The sequence below is a fragment of the Marinobacter sp. LQ44 genome, from assembly GCF_001447155.2.
In the GTDB taxonomy this organism is placed as follows: Bacteria; Pseudomonadota; Gammaproteobacteria; order Pseudomonadales; family Oleiphilaceae; genus Marinobacter.
This window is the reverse complement of the sequence record NZ_CP014754.1, coordinates 1,352,264-1,371,095: the sequence shown is the minus strand read 5'-3', so window position 1 is coordinate 1,371,095 and position 18,832 is coordinate 1,352,264. Positions and strand designations below refer to the sequence as shown.

Sequence of the window (18,832 nt, the reverse complement as noted above, 5' to 3'; positions counted from 1 at the left end):
GCTTCCATGCCAGAAACGCTCGTTCGGGCGGCCAATGTGAGGATGGCCGGCTGCAGCAACAATGAATTCAACATAACAGGAGGCGATTATGGAGCTGACTCTGGAGCATGCCTATGAGGTAGGGCTGGATCACATCATCGAACGGTTCTTCAGTGAGCATCACATTATTGAAAAGAACCAGAAGCTTGGTTCCCGGAACCTTCGTGTAGCTGAGCTCCAACGGGACGATGCTGCGGCCAAGCTGGTCATTGAGCGGGAAATGATGGCGTCAGCCCCGGTCCCCGGCATGCTGGCCAGCTTTCATCGGGAGTGGAACCGGGTGCGCCAGGAAGAGCACTGGTTCAAGAAAGACGATGGCGAGTGGCACTGTGAGTTCCGGGTAAAGATTGATGGGGTGCCAGCTCGAATCAAGGGCATTATGCGTTTGCTGGGCAATGGTAATCGCTGCATCAACTACGTGAACCTGTCTGTTCACTGCGATGTGCCTTTCCTCGGCAAGAAGGTGGCTAAGTTTCTGGCAGAAGATTCTCACGCAAAGATTGAACGGGAGTATGAGGTTACGCGTCAGTTGTTGTGACGTTTGCTAACCGCCGCCCGGTGATGGTCATGGCGGGTGTTCATTTGCTGGTGTAGTCTCTTGTTTAAACGTTCCAAAACAAGAGCCTGGTAACGGAAGGACTGAATTACTATGCCCGCACAAACTGTCTGGATTACCGGAGCCTCCTCCGGCATTGGCGAGGCGCTCGCCCTTCGATATGCGAAACATGGCGCGCGTCTTGTGTTATCTGCCCGCCGTAAAAGCGAACTGGAGCGAGTTGCAAGCCGCTGCCTTGAGGCCGGCCTGGAGGAGGGGCATGTGCTGGTCTTGCCGCTGGATGTGACTGACTGGGCTTCTTTGCCCGGTGCCGTTCAGGCGGTGCTGGAGGCCTTCGGTACTATCGATCTGCTGGTCAACAACGCAGGCGTCTCTCAACGCTCCTTGTGCAAAGATACCGATATGGCGGTCTATCAGAAGCTGATGGACGTGGATGTGATGGGCCAGATTGCACTCACCAAGGCGGTGCTGCCCCATATGCTGGAGCGTGGCGCCGGGCACCTGGCGGTCACCTCCAGTGTGGCTGGCAAAGTCGGTGCCCCCATGAGAACCGGATATTGCGCCGCCAAGCATGCGGTGATGGGCTTTTTTGATGCCCTTCGTGCGGAAGTGGAGGGTGAGGGTGTTCAGGTGTCTACCATTACACCCGGTTTTATTCGCACGGATATTTCCCGCAATGCCCTTTCGGGCGATGGCTCTGCTTTTGGTGAGGAAGATGCAGATATTGCCGGTGGCATGGACGTAAACGAATGTGCCGAGGTGATTTTCAAGGGGCTTCAAGCGAAGAAGCGCGAAATCCCGGTGGGTAAGGGCAAGGAAATGGCGGCGCTCTGGGTTAAGCGGCTGTCGCCGGAGTTGCTGTTCCGCCTGGCCAGAGCGTGACTGCAGGCCTCGGTAAGCCTTAGACAACTACCGAGGCCAAACGAACCGGGTGCGAGGCGGTCAGTGCGCCAGCACCCGTGAAAGAAATGCCTGGGTGCGCTCGTTCTGGGGGTTGTCGAAGACGTCGTCGGGCCTGCCTTCCTCGACAATCTGGCCCTCATGAATGTAGATCACCCGGTCTGCGACTTCCCGGGCAAATCCCATCTCGTGGGTAACCACCATCATGGTCATCCCCTCCTTGGCCAGCTCTCGCATGACATCCAGCACCTCCCCGATCATTTCCGGGTCCAGCGCCGAGGTAGGTTCGTCGAACAGCATCAATCGGGGTTCCATGGCGAGGGCCCGGGCGATGGCTACCCGTTGCTGCTGGCCACCCGACAACTGGCTGGGGTATTTGTCGGCCTGGTTGCCGATGCCTACTCTGTCCAGCAAGCGCTCTGCGGTGGCGTTGGCCACTACCTGGGACGCCTTTTTGACTTTCATGGGGGCCAGCATGATGTTCTTTCGTACCGTCAGGTGAGGGAACAGATTGAACTGCTGGAACACCATGCCCACTTCCTTGCGTATTTCCGACAACGCCTGCTGGTTGCCACCTTTGGGCGCGAGTTTCTGGTTATCTACTTCCAGGACGCCGGATTCATACTCTTCAAGGCCGTTCACACAGCGGATCAAAGTGGACTTGCCGGAGCCGCTGGCACCGATAATCACCACTACTTCTCCCTGCTCGACGGTCAGGTCAATATCCTTGAGGACATGCAGTTTGCCGAAGTACTTGTTCATGCCCTTCATTTTCACAATCTGAGTCATTACTCGGGCTCCTTCAGACAGACGCTACGCCACGGCGCTCAAGCAAACGCAGGAGCAGGGACAGAGTTAAGGTGATGGCCAGGTACATGAGTGCGACCACGAAATACACCTCAAACGCGGTAAACGTGTTGGCAATGTACACCTGCCCCTGACGGACCAGTTCACCTACGCCGATGACAGAAAACAGGGACGTGTCTTTGATGCTGACAATGCCCTGGTTGCCCAGTGGCGGAATCATGCGCCGGAACGCCTGGGGCCAGATGATGGACCAGAAGGTCTGGGTTCTGGAGAGCCCGAGCGACAGGCCTGCTTCGGTCTGGCCCTTGTCGATGGACTGCACGCCACCGCGCACCACTTCGGAAATATAAGCGCCGGAATTGAGTGCGATGGCTGCAATGCCAGCGGTGAGCGGGTCGATGGGCCCACCGACCAGGTCTGGCAGCCCGTAGAAAATAAACAGGACCTGAACCAGAATCGGCGTGCCACGAAAAATCTCGATGTAGGCAATGGCGGGCCAGCGCAGGAACCAGCTTTTGTTGATGCTCAGCAAACCGAACAGGATGCCCAGCACAAAGCCGATGGCCAGGCCGCCAAAGGAAATCATCAGAGTGTAGGGGATGCCTTTGGCCAGAAATGGAATGGCATGGATTGCTGCCTGCCAGTCAAACTGAAACTGGAATTCCACAGTGTGAGTCTCCGTTGAGTTGGGAGGAACCGGTCAGGGCGTTGTACGCCCTGACCAGAACGGATGGCGGGTTACTTGTCTTCAGGCATGGGGCCAAACCATTTTTCATAAATGGTCTTGTAGGTACCGTCTTCCTTAATAGAGGCAAGTGCTTCGTTGACCGGGCCAACCCATTGGCTGCCCTTTTTCAGGGCGATACCGTACTGCTGGCCTTCATAAAGCTGGCCGACGGTTTTCACCCGGCCTTCGCCACGGGTGCTGGCAAAGTAGCCAACGTTCGGGGCATCGTAGAACACCGCATCAATGGCTCGGGACATCAGTGCCATATACATATCGGAGCTGCCCGGGTACGGCGTGACACCGCCATTGTTATCCAGGTTTTGCATCAGGAAGTCGTAACTGGTGCTGCCGATCTTGGTGCCAACTTTTTTGCCCTCAAGATCAGAAAGCTCATCGACATCACTGTTGTTTGCCCGCACCAGAATCCGCAGGCCGGAGTCGTAGTAGGGGTCAGAGAAATCGACAATCTGCTTGCGCTCTTCGGTGATGGTAATGCCGGCGATAGCGATATCCACGTTGCCGGTTTGCAGGGCCGGGATAATGCCATTGAAATCCATGGTCTGCAGGTTGTACTCAAAGCCCGCGCGCTCGGCCACCTCAGAGATGATATCCATGTCGAAACCGATCATCTCGCCGGTTTCCTGGTCCATCATTTCAAAGGGGACAAAACTTGGGTCGGTCACCACTCGGAGGGTTTCTGCACTAACGGTTGACGCTGCAACCGACAATGCCAGACCAGCGCCCAGTGTTTTCAGCCATTTCGTGCTCATGTGATCTCCTTTCTGTTTTTTATGCTCCATTTGCCCGGTAAGGCAATTCGCACAGGTAACCGCTTTTAACGCTTGCCTTGCGAGGAGCGTTGATGGGGATACATCAGATACAGCCTAGACCAGAAAAGCAGGATTTGCAGAAATTCAGTTGGTTATAACGCTGGGGAGGGGAAAGAGAAAGCCCTCTGCCGGCCGGCAGAGGGCTTCGGGGAGCAGATCAGAAAGCGATCTTCTCCCGGTCGCTGATGTCCAGATTCTTCCAGATGGAGAGACTGGGTTCAGCCTGGTTCAGGGTGTAGAAGTGCAGCCCGGGCGCCCCGGCTTTCAGCAGCTTCTCACACATCTCGGTGACCACGTCTTCACCGAACTTGCGGATGCTGTCGGTGTCGTCGCCATAGGCTTCCAGCTGCTTGCGGATCCAACGCGGGATTTCCGCACCGCACATGTCGGAGAACCGCACCAGGCTGGAGAAGTTCACGATCGGCATGATGCCCGGCACCACCGGAATGGTGACTCCCATCTGCTCCAGGCGGTCGATGAAGTAGAAGTAGCTGTCGGCGTTGAAGAAGTACTGGGTGATGGCGCTGTTGGCACCGGCCTGTACTTTTCGTGCGAAGTTCTTCAGGTCTTCCTCGGCGTTGCGGGCCTGGGGATGGAACTCCGGGTATGCGGCCACTTCCAGGTTGAAGTGATCACCGCTGTGCTCCCGGATGAACTCCACCAGTTCGTTGGCGTAACGCAGTTCACCGGAAGCGCCCATACCCGAGGGCAGGTCGCCGCGCAGGGCCACGATCCGGTTGATGCCGTTTTCTTTGTACAGATCCAGCAGCTCGCCGATCTCTGCGCGGGTACCACCCACGCACGACAGGTGCGGTGCCGTGGAAATGCCCTGCTTGTGCAGGTTCAGTACTGTTTCAATGGTGCGGTCCCGGGTGGAGCCGCCGGCGCCGAAGGTGACCGAGAAGAAATCCGGGTTCACCTCCGCCAGCTGGTTGCGCACCGCCTGCAGCTTTTCCTTGCCCTGATCGGTCTTGGGCGGGAAAAACTCAAAGCTGAAACGGCGCTTGAATTGCTTCTGGGATTCCATGATCGTTTCCGCTCAGTACCTGTAGCTTTCCGGCTTGTACGGGCCTTCGACCGGCACACCGATGTATTTTGCCTGGTCCGGCGTCATCTTGGTGATCACGCCACCAAAACCTTCGACCATGGCGCGGGCCACTTCTTCGTCCAGTTGCTTGGGCAGTACCTGAACGTAAACACCCTTGGCCTTGGATTCCTCCGGCAGGTCGGCAAACTTGCGCTCGAACAGGTACATCTGGGCCAGCACCTGGTTGGCGAAGGAGCCATCCATGATCCGGGACGGGTGACCGGTGGCGTTGCCCAGGTTCACCAGGCGGCCTTCGGACAGCAGGATCAGGTGGTCGTTGCTGGCCTTGTCGCGGTAAATCACGTGTACCTGCGGTTTGACCTCGTCCCACTCCCAGTTCTTGCGCATGTAGGCGGTATCGATTTCATTATCGAAGTGGCCGATGTTGCACACCACAGCGCCGTTCTTCAGCGCCTTCAGCATGTTGGCGTCACACACGTTGACGTTACCGGTGGTAGTCACCAGCAGGTCAGTGGTGCCCAGCAGGTCGGTGTTGATGCCTTGCTCGGTACCGGTGTTGATGCCATCGATGTACGGGGATACCACTTCAAAACCGTCCATGCAGGCCTGCATGGCGCAGATCGGGTCGGCTTCGGTCACTTTTACAATCATGCCTTCCTGGCGCAGGGACAGGGCAGAGCCTTTACCTACGTCACCGTAGCCGATGACCAGTGCTTTCTTGCCAGACAGCAGGTGGTCGGTAGCACGCTTGATGGCGTCGTTCAGGCTGTGACGACAGCCGTACTTGTTGTCGTTCTTGGATTTGGTGACCGAATCGTTCACGTTGATCGCCGGGATCTTCAGAGTGCCGTCGCGCAGCATTTCCTGCAGACGGTGCACGCCGGTGGTGGTTTCTTCGGTCACACCGTGGCACTTGGCAATCACCTGCGGGTATTCCTTGTGCAGCAACTCGGTCAGGTCGCCGCCGTCGTCCAGGATCATGTTCGGTTGCCAGCCGTCCACGTCTGCACCTACGGTGCGGTGCAGGCACCATTCGTATTCTTCGTCAGTTTCACCTTTCCACGCGAACACGGGAATGCCTTGCGCCGCGATGGCGGCTGCGGCCTGGTCCTGGGTGGAGAAGATGTTGCACGATGACCAGCGCACGTTAGCGCCTAGCTCCACCAGGGTTTCAATCAATACGGCGGTCTGGATGGTCATGTGGATGCAGCCCATGATGTTGGCGCCTTTCAGCGGCTGCTCGGCTTTGTATTTCTCGCGCAGTTTCATCAGGGCGGGCATTTCGCCTTCGGCGATTTTGATTTCCTTGCGGCCCCAGTCGGCGAGGGTAATGTCGCGGACTTTGTAGTCTTCAAACGTGGTCAGTTTTTCTGCCGGAGTGCTCATTTGGGTGTTCTCCTGTCAGCCTTTCTCTACGGTCCCGGAACATTATCGGGTACCGCCTGTATGGGTTGTGTCGGAGATGGGGAACGTCTTTCGCGGAACCGCTACGAGCACATCCATGTGCGCTTCTCTCAGGCCATCCATGGCCTTCGAAATTCCGCGAAAGACGTTCCCCATCTCCTCTTTCAAACTTTGGCGTATGCCGTCTCCGGTACGCCGAAATACTGAATTTGGCCTTCTTTCAGCGCCTTGCATGAAAGAGTTTTCGATAAGCCCTCACCACAAGTGCGAAAGACGTTCCTTGCCGCCGCCCACCACCACACCAAGAGGGCTGGGCCAAAAATAGGACCCAACTCAAAGAGTCAGACCCAAAATCGTCAGATGCCCGCAGCGTCCTTCAGAGCCGAAGCACGGTCGGTCTTCTCCCACGGGAACGCGGTGAAGGTCTTGCCGCCAACGGTCATCTCGTATGGATCGCGGCCGAAGTGGCCGTAGGCTGCTGTGGCCCGGTACATCGGGTGCAGCAGGTCCAGCATGTTGGTGATCGCATACGGGCGCAGGTCGAAGTGTGCGCGTACCAGGTCGATGATCTTGTCGTCGCTGATCTTGCCGGTGCCGAAGGTGTTCAAAGAAATGGAGGTCGGCTGGGCGACACCGATGGCGTAGGACACCTGAATCTCGCACTTCTCGGCCAGGCCGGCGGCCACGATGTTCTTGGCCACGTAACGACCGGCATAGGCTGCAGAACGGTCAACCTTCGAGGGGTCTTTGCCGGAGAACGCACCGCCACCGTGGCGGGCCATGCCGCCGTAGGTGTCTACGATGATCTTACGGCCGGTCAGGCCACAGTCGCCCACCGGGCCGCCGATCACGAACTTGCCGGTCGGGTTGATGTGGAACTGGGTGTCTTTGTGCAGCAGTTCTTCCGGCAGCGTGTGCTTGACGATCAGCTCCATTACCGCTTCTTTCAGGTCTTCTTGGGTCACGTCCGGATCGTGCTGGGTGGACAGAACCACGGCATCAATACCAACCACCTGGCCGTTCTCATAGCGGCAGGTAACCTGGCTCTTGGCGTCCGGGCGCAGCCACGGCAGCAGGCCGCTTTTGCGGGCTTCGGCCTGGCGCTGTACCAGCCGGTGAGAGAAGGTGATCGGGGCTGGCATCAGCACGTCGGTTTCGTTGCTGGCGTAGCCGAACATCAGGCCCTGGTCGCCGGCGCCCTGGTCTTCCGGCTTTTGGCGGTCAACGCCCTGGGCGATGTCGACAGATTGTTTGCCGATGATATTGATCACGCCACAGGTGTCGCCGTCGTAGCCCACGTCTGAGGAGGTGTAGCCGATGTCTTTGATCACACCGCGCACCAGGTCTTCCAGGTCTACCCAGGCGCTGGTGGTGATTTCACCGCCAACGATGGCAACGCCGGTCTTGACCATGGTTTCGCAGGCCACGCGGGCGTGCGGGTCGTCGGCCAGGATGGCATCCAGTACCGCATCGGAAATCTGGTCGGCCAGTTTGTCCGGGTGGCCTTCAGAGACCGATTCGGAGGTGAAGATGTTGTAGTCAGACATAGCGGTGCTCCTTTGTGAGCGTTTTCAAAGTCAGTGTACGTATTTCTACGTACGACAATATCAAAGTTTTTTGATGTTCCAGTATCCGCTCGGGCCTCAAGCCGTTGCGGACGTTTTCCAGAATTCCCGTACCTGCACCTGGAAACCGTTGCGCAGGCCAATAAACAGTTGCTCTCCGGCGGTCAGGCCGGCATCAGCGGCCCAGGCGGTCAGCTCTTCCGGCTCAAAGCCAAGCCAGAGGTCGCCGCAATTCTCTTTCGCCCAGTCCTGATCATGGCTGCACAAATCACTGACGATAAAACAGCCACCGCTGTTCATCAGTGCCGCGGCATCCAGGAAGATGTCCGCCGGGCTGGGCACATGGTGCAGCACCATGTTGGCGACGATCAGGTCAAAGGCATCACCGCGGGCCAGCAGGGTGTCGGTGACGCCTTCAATCAAATCCACATTATTCAAACGCTCATCAATACAGGTGCGGGTGGCCTTGGCCAGCATGTCTTTGCTGTTATCCAGCGCTACCACGTGTTCAAACAGGGCTGACAGTACGGGCAGGAACGCACCTTCACCGGGACCGATTTCCAGCGCACTGCGCCATTCTTGCCGAGTCGTGCGCTTGCGGATCAGCTCTGCTGTGGGTTCGGCATAGAGGTCGAAGGCTGCAATCAATTCCTGTTGTTCCCGGAACTGCTCCGAGTGTCGGGAGAAAAACGCCTGGGACTGCTCCGCCCGCTGCTCCCGGATTGCCTCAATCTTTTCTTCCAGCTGCGGCGGCAAGGGCACGCGGTCCACCGTCTCAAAAATCTGCCGGATGGCCTGGTCCGCCAGTTTGTCGCTGTCCAGATGCAGGGGGCGGCGGTAGAAAATGGCGTTGCCTTCACGCTGGGGTTCCAGCAGCCCGGCCTTATTCATCACTTTCAGGTGATGGCTCATGCCGGACTGGCGCATATCAAACAGCTGGCTCAGCTCAAGCACGCCGAAGGTGTCACGGCGCAGCACCCGCAGGATTTCCAGGCGCAGGGGGTCTCCGCTCGCCTTGAAGATCGGTGCCAGGGTGTCCACAGAGGACAGTTCGTTAGCATGTGCATTGAGTGAGGTCATGGTTGGCAAGTGTAGGGGGGATTAGTTGGTCGATCAATAGCCATATCAAAATTTTTTGATATAGATTTATGGCTTTGTGAAATCAGTTGCTTTGGCGAGTTTGTGCCGCCGCCATCGGAAAACCACTACATATGGATTTGCCCCGGCATACCGTAATCGGCGAAAATACGCGCCTTCTTTTTAAGCAGTTTTTGCAGCTTGAATTCTTTTCCTGAAAAACACTGGAGAATAGTCAATGTCGTCCCGTAAAGATCTCGCCAACGCCATTCGCGCGCTGAGCATGGATGCGGTTCAGAAAGCCAAGTCCGGCCACCCGGGTGCGCCCATGGGTATGGCGGATATCGCCGAGGTACTGTGGAACGATTACCTCAGCCACAACCCGGCCAACCCTCAGTGGGCCAACCGTGACCGCTTTGTGCTGTCTAACGGCCATGGCTCCATGCTGCAGTATTCCCTGCTGCACCTGAGTGGGTACGACGTCTCCATTGACGACATCAAGAACTTCCGCCAGTTGCACTCCAAAACCCCGGGCCACCCGGAATACGGCTATACGCCGGGCATCGAGACCACCACTGGCCCGCTGGGGCAGGGCATTGCCAATGCCGTTGGTTTCGCGTTGGCCGAGAAATCCCTGGCGGCGCAGTTCAACCGCCCGGGCCACGAGATTGTTGATCACTACACCTACGCCTTCCTGGGCGATGGCTGCCTGATGGAAGGCATCTCCCACGAAGTCGCCTCCCTGGCCGGTACTTTGGGCCTGGGTAAACTGGTGTTCTTCTACGACGACAACGGCATTTCCATTGATGGTGAAGTAGAAGGCTGGTTTACCGACGACACGCCCAAGCGTTTCGAATCCTACGGCTGGCAGGTTATCCCGAACGTGGATGGCCACGATGCCGATGCCATTCGTGCGGCCATCGAAGCGGCCCGCGCGAATACCGATCAGCCCACCATCATCTGCTGCAAAACCATCATCGGCTTTGGTTCCCCCAATAAACAGGGCAAGGAAGATTGCCACGGCGCCCCGCTGGGTGACGATGAAATCGCCCTGACCCGGGAAGCGCTGGGCTGGCAGCACGGTCCGTTTGAAGTTCCTTCTGAAATTTACGCAGCCTGGGATGCCAAAGAAAAAGGCGCCGCTGCCCAGAAGGCATGGGAAGAGAAATTCGCCGCCTACGAAAAAGCCGAGCCGGAACTGGCCGCTGAGTTCAAGCGCCGTATGGCCGGCGAACTGCCGGCAGATTTCGCCCAGAAGGCACAGGCCTACATTCAGGAATGCCAGGACAAGGGCGACACCATCGCTTCCCGTAAGGCATCCCAGAACACCCTGAACGCCTATGGCCCGCTGCTGCCGGAACTGATGGGCGGCTCCGCCGACCTGGCCGGTTCCAACCTGACCATCTGGTCTGGCTGCAAAGGCGTGACCAAAGACGACGCCTCCGGCAACTACATCTATTACGGTGTACGTGAGTTCGGAATGGCCGCCATTATGAACGGCATCGCCCTGCACGGCGGTTTTGTTCCCTACGGCGCCACCTTCCTGATCTTCATGGAATACTGCCGCAACGCGGTACGCATGGCGGCCCTCATGAAGCAGCGCTCCATCTTTGTCTTCACCCACGACTCCATCGGTCTGGGCGAAGACGGTCCCACGCACCAGCCCATTGAACAGATGGCCAGCCTGCGCACCACGCCGAACATGAGCACGTGGCGCCCGGCCGACACCGTGGAATCTGCGGTGGCCTGGAAAGCCGCCCTCGAGCGCAACGACGGCCCCACCGCCATGGTGTTCTCTCGTCAGAACCTGCCGCACCAGCAGCGTGACGCCGAGCAGCTGGCCAACGTTGCCAAGGGTGGCTACGTGCTGTCTGACAGCGAAGGCACCCCGGAGCTGATCCTGATTGCCACCGGCTCTGAAGTGGCCCTGGCCCAGGACGTTGCCGCCAAGCTGCGCGAGCAGGGCAAGGCTGTGCGTGTGGTGTCCATGCCGTCTACCGATGTATTCGACGCCCAGAGCGCCGAGTACAAGCAACAGGTGCTGCCGCTGGAAGTCACCAACCGCATCGCCATCGAAGCCGGCATTGCTGACTACTGGTACAAGTACGTGGGCCTGGACGGCCGGGTTGTGGGCATGACCACCTTCGGTGAGTCTGCGCCTGCTGGCGAGTTGTTCAAGGAATTCGGCTTCACCGTCGACAACATCCTGGAAGTGGCTGACGAGCTCCTGGACGCCTGATGACCAACTCAACGCCGTTTCGCATCGCCATCAACGGGTACGGCCGCATAGGCCAGTGCGTGTTGCGGGCACTCTATGAAAACGGCTATCGCGACCATCTGCAGGTGGTCGCGATCAACGAGTTGTCGGATATCGACACCATCGCCCATCTCACCAAATACGACTCCACCCACGGGCGGTTTCACGGTGAGGTGGCGGTGGATGGCGATAACCTGGTGGTCAACGGCGATCGCATCCGGGTGCTGCGCCACCCGGACCCGAGTGATCTGCCATGGCGTTTGCTGGACGTAGACCTGGTGCTGGAATGCTCCGGCGCTTACTCCGACCGCGCCACAGCGGAGAAACACATTGAGGCGGGCGCCCAACGCCTGCTGTTTTCCCAGCCAGGCGAATCCGATGTGGACCGCACCGTGGTGTTCGGAATCAACGACCACCAGCTGAATGCTGAGGATGTGATTGTGGCTGCGGGCTCCTGCACCACCAACTGTCTGGTACCGGTGATCAAGGTACTGGACGACGCCTTCGGCGTAGAGCAGGGCAGTACCACCACTATCCACGCCGCCATGAACGACCAGCCGGTGATCGATGCTTACCACCACCAGGACCTGCGCCGCACCCGCAGCGCGCTTCATAATATCGTCCCGGTAGACACAGGACTGGCCCGTGGCATCGAGCGTTTGCTGCCTCATATGGTGGGTCGCTTCAGCTCCGTGGCCATGCGCGTGCCAACGCTTAATGTCTCTGCTATAGACATGGTGGTGAATGTACGCGAGGCCACCGATGTAATGGCGGTGAACCAGCTATTACAGAACGCCGCAAAGGGAGGCCTGAAAGGCATCCTCGGTTACACCGATGAACTGCTGGCCAGTTCCGACTTCAACCACGACGCCCATTCCGGCGTGGTAGACGGCGGCCAGACCCGAGTCACCGGCGGCACCATGGTGAAAGTACTCTGCTGGTTCGACAATGAATGGGGCTTCGCCAACCGGATGCTGGATGTCAGCAAGGTCTGGCTTGAGAAAACTGATTGATGAGCCACGGACCACACGGACGAACACGGACAAATACAAAGCTCTTTTATCTTTTCGTCCGTGCAAGTCTGTGTCGCCCGTGGCAATAACGTTCTAACCCGTAGAAATGGAACTGTAACTATGGCCATCAAAAAAATGACTGACCTGAACCTCGCCGGCAATCGGGTTCTGATTCGTGAAGACCTGAACGTACCGGTCAAAAACGGCAAAGTCTCCAGCGACGCCCGCATCCGCGCCTCGCTGCCGACCATCAAAGCCGCTAAAGACGCCGGCGCCAAAGTCATGCTGATGTCCCACCTGGGTCGCCCGGAAGAAGGCGTGTACGACGAGGCCTCTTCCATGAAGCCGGTTGCCGAACACCTGAGCACCCTGCTCGGCCAGGAAGTGCGCCTGATCAAGGACTACCTCAACGGCGTTGAAGTGGCCGACGGCGAAGTGGTGCTGCTCGAAAACGTTCGCTTCAACAAAGGCGAAAAGAAAGACAACGAAGACCTGGCCAAACAATACGCCGCCCTGTGCGACGTCTACGTGATGGACGCCTTCGGCACCGCCCACCGCGCCCAGGCCTCCACCCACGGCGTAGCGAAGTTCGCCCCAGAAGCCTGCGCCGGCCCCCTGCTGGCAGCAGAACTCGACGCCCTCGGCAAAGCCCTGGATAACCCGGCCAAACCCGTTGTCGCCATCGTTGGCGGCTCCAAAGTCTCCACCAAACTCGACGTACTCAACGCCCTGGAAAAAGTGTGTGACCAGATCATCGTCGGTGGCGGCATCGCCAACACCTTCCTGGCCGCAGCCGGCCACCCGGTGGGCAAATCCCTGTGCGAACACGACCTGATCGACACCGCCAAAGACATCGCCAGCCGCGTGGAGATCCCGCTGCCGGTTGACGTAGTGGTCGCCAGCGAATTCGCCGAAACTGCCACCGCCACCGTGAAAAACATCTCCGACGTCAGCGACGACGACATGATCCTCGACGTAGGCCCGGAAACCGCCGGCCAGTTCGCGAGCCTGCTCAAGAACGCCAAAACCATCCTGTGGAACGGCCCGGTTGGCGTATTCGAATTCGACCAGTTCGGCAACGGCACCCAAGCATTGGCTGAAGCCATCGCCGAAAGCGACGCCTTCTCCCTGGCAGGCGGCGGCGACACCGTCGCGGCCGTTGACAAATACGGCATAGCTGACAAGATCTCCTACATCTCAACCGGCGGCGGCGCGTTCCTGGAATTCGTGGAAGGCAAAACCCTGCCGGCGGTTGCCGTGTTGGAAGAACGCGGAGCGTAATCAACAAAGCGATTCTGAGAGAAACCCGCGCAGGGCCAGAATCGCAAGGAGGGTGGGGTAGGTCTTTCGCGGAATTTCGAAGGCCAGGGATGGCCTGAGAGAAGCGCACATGGGTGAGGCAAGCGTTTATGAAGCGGAGCTTCATGCGCAGCCGAACGACAGCAATCTATGATTGCTGGCCGGACCCGCCCGCGGGTGCTCGTAGCGGTTCCGCGAAAGACCTACCCCACCCTCCGCAGCAGACTCAAAAGTCTGAAACGAACAGAATTCAAACATCAAAAAGTCAACGAAGGAGACAACCCATGGCCCTGATTTCGCTGCGGCAACTTCTGGACCACGCCGCCGAGCACGGTTACGGTGTGCCAGCCTTTAACGTGAACAACCTCGAACAAATGCGCGCCATCATGGAAGCCGCCGACAAAACCGACTCCCCGGTCATTGTTCAGGCCTCCGCCGGTGCCCGCAAATACGCCGGTGCGCCTTTCCTGCGCCACCTGATCCTGGCCGCCATCGAAGAATGGCCGCACATCCCTGTGGTTATGCATCAGGACCACGGCACCAGCCCCGCAGTTTGCCAGCGCTCCATCCAGCTCGGCTTCAGCTCCGTCATGATGGACGGCTCCCTGGGTGAAGACGGCAAAACCCCGACCAGCTACGAATACAACGTAGACGTCACCCGTCGCACCGTTGAAATGGCCCACGCCTGTGGTGTCTCCGTAGAAGGTGAACTGGGCTGCCTGGGCTCCCTCGAAACCGGCCAGGCCGGTGAAGAAGACGGCATTGGCGCCGAAGGCACCCTGGACCATAGCCAGATGCTGACCGATCCGGAAGAAGCTGCCGACTTCGTCCAGAAAACCCAGGTAGACGCACTGGCCATCGCCATCGGCACCAGCCACGGCGCCTACAAGTTCACCCGTCCGCCCACAGGTGACATCCTGGCCATCGACCAGATCAAAGCCATCCACGCCCGCATCCCGGACACCCACCTGGTCATGCACGGCTCAAGCTCCGTACCCCAGGAGTGGCTGAAGGTGATCAACGAATTCGGTGGTGAGATTCCGGAAACCTACGGTGTGCCGGTGGAGGAAATCGTCGAAGGCATCAAACACGGCGTACGCAAGGTCAACATCGACACCGACCTGCGCCTTGCCTCTACCGGTGCCGTTCGTCGTTTCATGGCCCAGAACCCGGCCGAATTCGACCCGCGCAAATTCCTCAAGGCCACTATGGTCGCCATGACCGATATCTGCGTAGCTCGCTACGAGGCGTTTGGTTGTGCCGGCCAGGCCAGCAAGATCAAGCCTCTGAACCTCGAGCAGATGTTCGAGCGGTATGAGGCTGGCGAGCTGGACCCGAAGGTCAAGTAAGGCTCTCTGCCTCGCTTACCTGAAAGCCCTGACCCTAGTGGTCGGGGCTTTTTTGTTTAGCGTGAATGCACCTGGCCGTGGGGTGTCAGTTTTTCCGCGAAGACTTTTCCAGTGCCAGCAAGGTGTCGATATAACGGGCAAAGCGGAGCGTGTACTCGGGCGAGAGTTTCTGCATCTCGGCCAGCGCCCGGCTGACCAGCCGGTGTGCGTTCATGGGGCCGGCTTCTTCGGGTGTGCTTTCAATAGACTGAAGAATGCGCTGTTGCAGTGCCCGGGCCTCTTGGCCGGTGGTAACCCGGGCCAGGGCTTTGAGGGGCCTGGGTGAGTCGATAACCGGGCCTTCTCCCGGGCGTTCCTCCTCGCCTCCGAAGATCCGCTGCTCAAGCACTGAGCGAGGGGGCGGTTCCGGCGCTTCCGTTGACCGGTTCAGAGTATCCACCAGGTTGCCAAGTTGCGACGGGTTCTGGCCGCCTGTGGGCTTTAAGGCCGGCTCTGCGCTATCTGCCTCAGCGTGGTATGTCCGGTAATCGGAAACGGCCTGCTGCAGCTTCAGCCAGTGTTCACCGTGTTGCAGGCCCTTTGCGCGCAATCGCCGTTCGAAGGACTCCAGGTAGCGAAAGCGCACCGGGTCCAGCCTGTCTGCCCCGGCTTGCCTGAGCGAGTCGAGCAGGGAGGTTTCCTGGGTCATCGGTCGACCGGCTCCCTTTCGGTGTCTGTCACCGCCGAAGGCGCCCGGGGCACGGTACTGATTTCCACCCGCCGGTTCAGGGCCCGGGATTCCGCATCCACATTCGGCACTGCCGGGTGGTGCGGGCCAAAGGCGGCGGCGAATACCCGGTCGTTGGGCAGGCCCAGTTCCGTTAACGAGCGGGTAACGGTAAGCGCCCGCTGGGCCGAAAGGCCCCAGTTATCCTGGTAACGGTTACCCGGGTGCATGGGCAGGTCGTCGGTAAAACCGCTCACCATTAGCAGTTCGTCGTGCTGCTCCAGGTAGGTTTGCAGAGGCGTAATCAGCGATTTCAGAACTTCCTCGCCTTCGGCCTGCAACTGGTCTGAATTCAGCTCGAACAAGACGTTGCCGCTGATGCCGATACGGCCATCGCGGAAGGTCACCAGACCTTTGGTGAGAGGGTCTTCAAGAGCTTGCTCCAGGGCCATCCGGCGCTGTTCTTCCGCCTCCCGTTTCTCGATCTCCTCGGCCAAGGACTGGCTGAGTTCCAGCTGGATGCCGATCACCCACACAAGAATCAGCGCCAGAATGCCCACCAGCGCCGCCATCAGGTCCGAGAAGATGGCCCAGACCGGTGCCGATTGCTGTTCGCCGCCTTCCAGCTGTTCCATCAACCGGCCTCGCCAGATTCTGCCCGGCGCAGGGCTGCGGCGGCATCAATCACGTCTTTCTGGGCGCTGACGCTGAGGTCAATCACCTCGCGGGCCTGGGCCACGTAATAGGCCAGCTGTTCATCGTGCCGGGTGCCGGCGTTATACAGGGCCTTCTGGATATCCGCAAGGCTGGCGACCACCTGCTGGTTGGACTGACTGAACAGCTCAATGGCTTGGGCGAAGGCGTCGCTCAACGCGCCGACTTCCTGGCTGCTGCCGGTGATGTTGTCGCCCAGTTCGCCCAGTTGCCGGCTTTGTTCCTGGATCAAGGTGTTAAAGCGTTCGCTGATGCCGGCCAGGATTTCGCTGGCGCCGCTGACCAGCGAATCCACCGCCTCCCGCTGACTATCGGCGGTGCTGCGCTGGTTTTCCAGCAGAGTGTCCAATTCCTGAACCAGTCGCTGGCGTTCTTCCAACAGCTCGTTTTCCCGCTCGCTGTTGCGGGTGATTTCCGACTGCAGCTGTCGGATGACCTCGGCGGCGGCCTTCGGTGTTTCCGAGGCGGTTTCGATCAGGCGGGTCATGGGCGCTTCCAGTGCCGTACCCAGCTCACTCAGGTGGCGGGCAGCCGTGGCTTCCAGTTGTTCCATTCGCTCGTTTGCAGCCCGGGCTCGTTCGCTTTCCTGTTCCCGGAGTTGATCGAGCTGAGCGCCAACGGTGCTGAGCAGTTCCGTCAGCCCGGCCTGTTGCTGCTCAATCAACCCGGTGCTGCTGCTCTGGAAGTGGCTTTGGTATTGAGCCAACGTCTCCTGGTTCTGGGCCTGCTGTGCAGTCAGATTCTGCTGCCAGCGCTCGCCGGCTTCTGCAGTGGTTTTCTGGAAAGCCGCGGTCAATTCCGCTAACTGCTGGCGGGCATCATTAGACCAGCTTTGTTGAAGGCTGTGAGCATCTTTCTGAAGCTGCTCCATGGCATGGATCACAATGGGCTCAATCCGTTGCGAAGCCTGTTTTGCACTGTCTTCCAGCGCCGATTTCAGGGATTGGGCCACAGAATCGGCCAGTGTCTGGTAGTGGCGGCCGACCGTGCTGTGGAATTCCTGCTGGTTCCGGGTCAGGGACTGTTCCAGTTGCTGGCCGAGCTGCTCCATGCGTGCGGTCATGCGCTCCATGGCCGAGGCCATTTCCGGCAAGGCTTTGGCCTGGCTCTCCAGAGCCTGAAACGCCTGATGGCGTTGATGATCTGTAGATAGATGATGCAGCTTGTCTCGCAGTGCACTATCCAGGGCGCGGGACGCCTGCAACCGGTCCCGGCGGCTCAGGGTAGAGGCCAGCCCCAGCATGGCGGAGGCGGCCACGCCGGCAATGGAGGTGCCGAAGGCGAGACTCAAACCGGCAATCGGAGCGGCCAGTGCGCTGCGAATAGCGCTCAGTTCGGTACTGTTATCTAGGGCTGAGGCAGCGCCGCTCAGGGTCACAATCATGCCGGCAAAGGTGCCCAGCAGGCCCAGCATCACCAGCAGGCCGGTCAGGTAGGGTGTCAGTTGCGGGCCGGGTAATGCGGCGGCATGGCCCTCAATTCGCCGTTGCACCGGGAACTGCATCGAGGCGGGCAGTGTGCCAAGCCAGTGGTTAACCTGCTCCTGGCTTTCAGGTAACTGATGAACCTGTGCGTTCAGTTCGCGGGTCTGTCGGCGGAAATTCACCAGTTCGCCAAAGCCGAGACAGTAAACGGCGCCAATCAGCCCGGTAAACGCCAGCGCCAGCAGGTCGGAACCGACAAATCCGGCACCAATCCAGGCTACCACGGCCAGGCCGATGGCAAACGCCAGGGTAAAGAACAGTTTACTCATGGGGTGTTGTTAACCTCTTTGTGGCAAGCCTCCAGCAAACCCAGAGCCGGTTCCAGCCGAACATCCAGTTCAGCGAGTAACAAAGACTGCGCTTCCTCGCAGTAACGGTGGAACCAGTCGGCCGTTTTAGCCGGGGTGGGGCTTTGCTCCGGGGTGATCGATCGGTGCTCGAATCGTTGTTCAAGTACCTTGGGGATATGGGAAAAACACTGTGCGGTATACCCGGCCATCGTTTGATCAAACACGGCGTCCAACTCGGCCAGGCGGGCTAGTTTCGGGCCCTGATCTTTCATCGATTTTCGAACCTTGTCCCGCAACTGACGGCTGTTGGCCGCCACCTTGCGCTGTAATGTCAGCCAGGCATTGTGAGCGGCTTCAGGTTCGGGGTCGCCGTCGAACTCCAGGTCCGAGCCAAATCCGCGAATACGCTGAACCAGCGCTAGGCGTATTGTCGCCAGCTCATCGATTAACCGGTCTACCACGGCGCCCTGAGGCGTGCCTTGCTGTTTCGCCCGATAACCTATGGCCGTATCCAGGGTCATGGTGTCGCCCAGACCGAACAGCCGGCTGAGTCGCTCTGCAAAGCATGGCAACTGGGTGCCATCCAGCGTTGTCGCTGAATCATCCAGTTGGCGCAATAGCCTGGCTCTGGGACCAGTATTTGCCAGAGGTTGCAAGGGCATTGGCTGGGTTTTCACTCCGGTTTCCGCGCAGGTAACGTTCAAAGCTCGCTATTCTACTGGCTAAGCGGAGTGAATGATAATGACTGTAGCGTGAGAAATGAGCGC

Annotated in this window: 17 protein-coding genes; 6 read left to right on the top strand and 11 right to left on the bottom strand. The window is 58.9% G+C overall.

Going from position 1 to position 18,832, the window contains the following annotated elements; translation table 11 throughout:
• Positions 1-88 precede the first annotated feature (88 nt).
• Together ASQ50_RS06475 and ASQ50_RS06470 are read left to right on the top strand one after the other, a co-directional pair.
• Positions 89-577 (top strand): DUF2505 domain-containing protein, encoded by a 489-nt coding sequence (locus tag ASQ50_RS06475; protein ID WP_058092724.1) that lies wholly within the window; start codon positions 89-91, stop codon positions 575-577.
• 111 nt (positions 578-688) lie between these two features.
• A complete protein-coding gene (locus tag ASQ50_RS06470) occupies positions 689-1,477 on the top strand; it encodes an SDR family oxidoreductase (RefSeq protein WP_058092725.1) in 789 nt (262 codons plus the stop codon).
• Positions 1,478-1,537: 60 nt separating this feature from the next.
• On the opposite strand, the gene ASQ50_RS06465 is transcribed toward ASQ50_RS06470, so the two are convergent.
• From ASQ50_RS06465 to ASQ50_RS06435, 7 genes are all read right to left on the bottom strand, one after another.
• A complete protein-coding gene (locus tag ASQ50_RS06465) occupies positions 1,538-2,284 on the bottom strand; it encodes an amino acid ABC transporter ATP-binding protein (protein ID WP_058092726.1) in 747 nt (248 codons plus the stop codon).
• A 13-nt stretch (positions 2,285-2,297) separates the two neighbouring features.
• Complete coding sequence (locus ASQ50_RS06460; protein ID WP_058092727.1) at positions 2,298-2,969, bottom strand: amino acid ABC transporter permease; 672 nt, start codon at positions 2,967-2,969, stop codon at positions 2,298-2,300.
• Positions 2,970-3,040: 71 nt separating this feature from the next.
• Positions 3,041-3,799: a transporter substrate-binding domain-containing protein gene (locus ASQ50_RS06455; protein WP_058092728.1), complete on the bottom strand. Its 759-nt coding sequence runs from the start codon at positions 3,797-3,799 to the stop codon at positions 3,041-3,043.
• Between the two features lie 217 nt (positions 3,800-4,016).
• Positions 4,017-4,886: a methylenetetrahydrofolate reductase [NAD(P)H] gene (gene metF / locus ASQ50_RS06450; RefSeq protein ID WP_058092729.1), complete on the bottom strand. Its 870-nt coding sequence runs from the start codon at positions 4,884-4,886 to the stop codon at positions 4,017-4,019.
• A gap of 12 nt (positions 4,887-4,898) precedes the next feature.
• Positions 4,899-6,293, bottom strand: a complete 1,395-nt coding sequence (gene ahcY / locus ASQ50_RS06445) for an adenosylhomocysteinase (RefSeq protein WP_058092730.1) — start codon at positions 6,291-6,293, stop codon at positions 4,899-4,901.
• A 374-nt stretch (positions 6,294-6,667) separates the two neighbouring features.
• The gene (metK, locus tag ASQ50_RS06440; RefSeq protein WP_058092731.1) at positions 6,668-7,858 is read right to left on the bottom strand and encodes a methionine adenosyltransferase; all 1,191 of its coding nucleotides are present in this window, start codon (positions 7,856-7,858) and stop codon (positions 6,668-6,670) included.
• Between the two features lie 96 nt (positions 7,859-7,954).
• Positions 7,955-8,956 carry a metalloregulator ArsR/SmtB family transcription factor gene (locus ASQ50_RS06435; RefSeq protein WP_058092732.1) on the bottom strand — a complete coding sequence of 334 codons (1,002 nt, stop codon included), beginning with the start codon at positions 8,954-8,956 and terminating at the stop codon, positions 7,955-7,957.
• A 235-nt stretch (positions 8,957-9,191) separates the two neighbouring features.
• Between ASQ50_RS06435 and tkt the strand changes: the two genes are divergently transcribed.
• From tkt to fba, 4 genes are all read left to right on the top strand, one after another.
• Entirely contained in the window at positions 9,192-11,192 is a 2,001-nt protein-coding gene (tkt, locus tag ASQ50_RS06430; RefSeq protein ID WP_058092733.1) for a transketolase, read from the top strand.
• A complete protein-coding gene (gap, locus tag ASQ50_RS06425; RefSeq protein ID WP_058092734.1) occupies positions 11,192-12,223 on the top strand; it encodes a type I glyceraldehyde-3-phosphate dehydrogenase in 1,032 nt (343 codons plus the stop codon). The genes tkt and gap overlap by 1 nt, the downstream gene beginning before the upstream one ends.
• Before the next feature lie 120 nt (positions 12,224-12,343).
• Positions 12,344-13,504, top strand: coding sequence for a phosphoglycerate kinase (locus ASQ50_RS06420; protein ID WP_058092735.1), 1,161 nt, complete (start codon positions 12,344-12,346; stop codon positions 13,502-13,504).
• A gap of 302 nt (positions 13,505-13,806) precedes the next feature.
• Positions 13,807-14,871, top strand: a complete 1,065-nt coding sequence (gene fba, locus ASQ50_RS06415; RefSeq protein WP_023008548.1) for a class II fructose-bisphosphate aldolase — start codon at positions 13,807-13,809, stop codon at positions 14,869-14,871.
• A gap of 85 nt (positions 14,872-14,956) precedes the next feature.
• On the opposite strand, the gene ASQ50_RS06410 is transcribed toward fba, so the two are convergent.
• Genes ASQ50_RS06410 through ASQ50_RS06395 form a run of 4 tightly spaced genes read right to left on the bottom strand, consistent with a single transcriptional unit; the run spans position 14,957 to position 18,742 of the window.
• On the bottom strand, positions 14,957-15,559 hold the full coding sequence (locus ASQ50_RS06410; protein WP_058092736.1) for a DUF2894 domain-containing protein: 603 nt from the start codon (positions 15,557-15,559) through the stop codon (positions 14,957-14,959).
• Positions 15,556-16,212 (bottom strand): OmpA family protein, encoded by a 657-nt coding sequence (locus tag ASQ50_RS06405; RefSeq protein ID WP_058092737.1) that lies wholly within the window; start codon positions 16,210-16,212, stop codon positions 15,556-15,558. The genes ASQ50_RS06410 and ASQ50_RS06405 overlap by 4 nt, the downstream gene beginning before the upstream one ends.
• Complete coding sequence (locus tag ASQ50_RS06400) at positions 16,212-18,044, bottom strand: hypothetical protein (protein WP_058092738.1); 1,833 nt, start codon at positions 18,042-18,044, stop codon at positions 16,212-16,214. Before ASQ50_RS06400 ends, ASQ50_RS06405 begins: the two co-directional genes overlap by 1 nt.
• On the bottom strand, positions 18,041-18,742 hold the full coding sequence (locus ASQ50_RS06395; protein ID WP_227513269.1) for a DUF3348 family protein: 702 nt from the start codon (positions 18,740-18,742) through the stop codon (positions 18,041-18,043). Before ASQ50_RS06395 ends, ASQ50_RS06400 begins: the two co-directional genes overlap by 4 nt.
• Positions 18,743-18,832 lie beyond the last annotated feature (90 nt).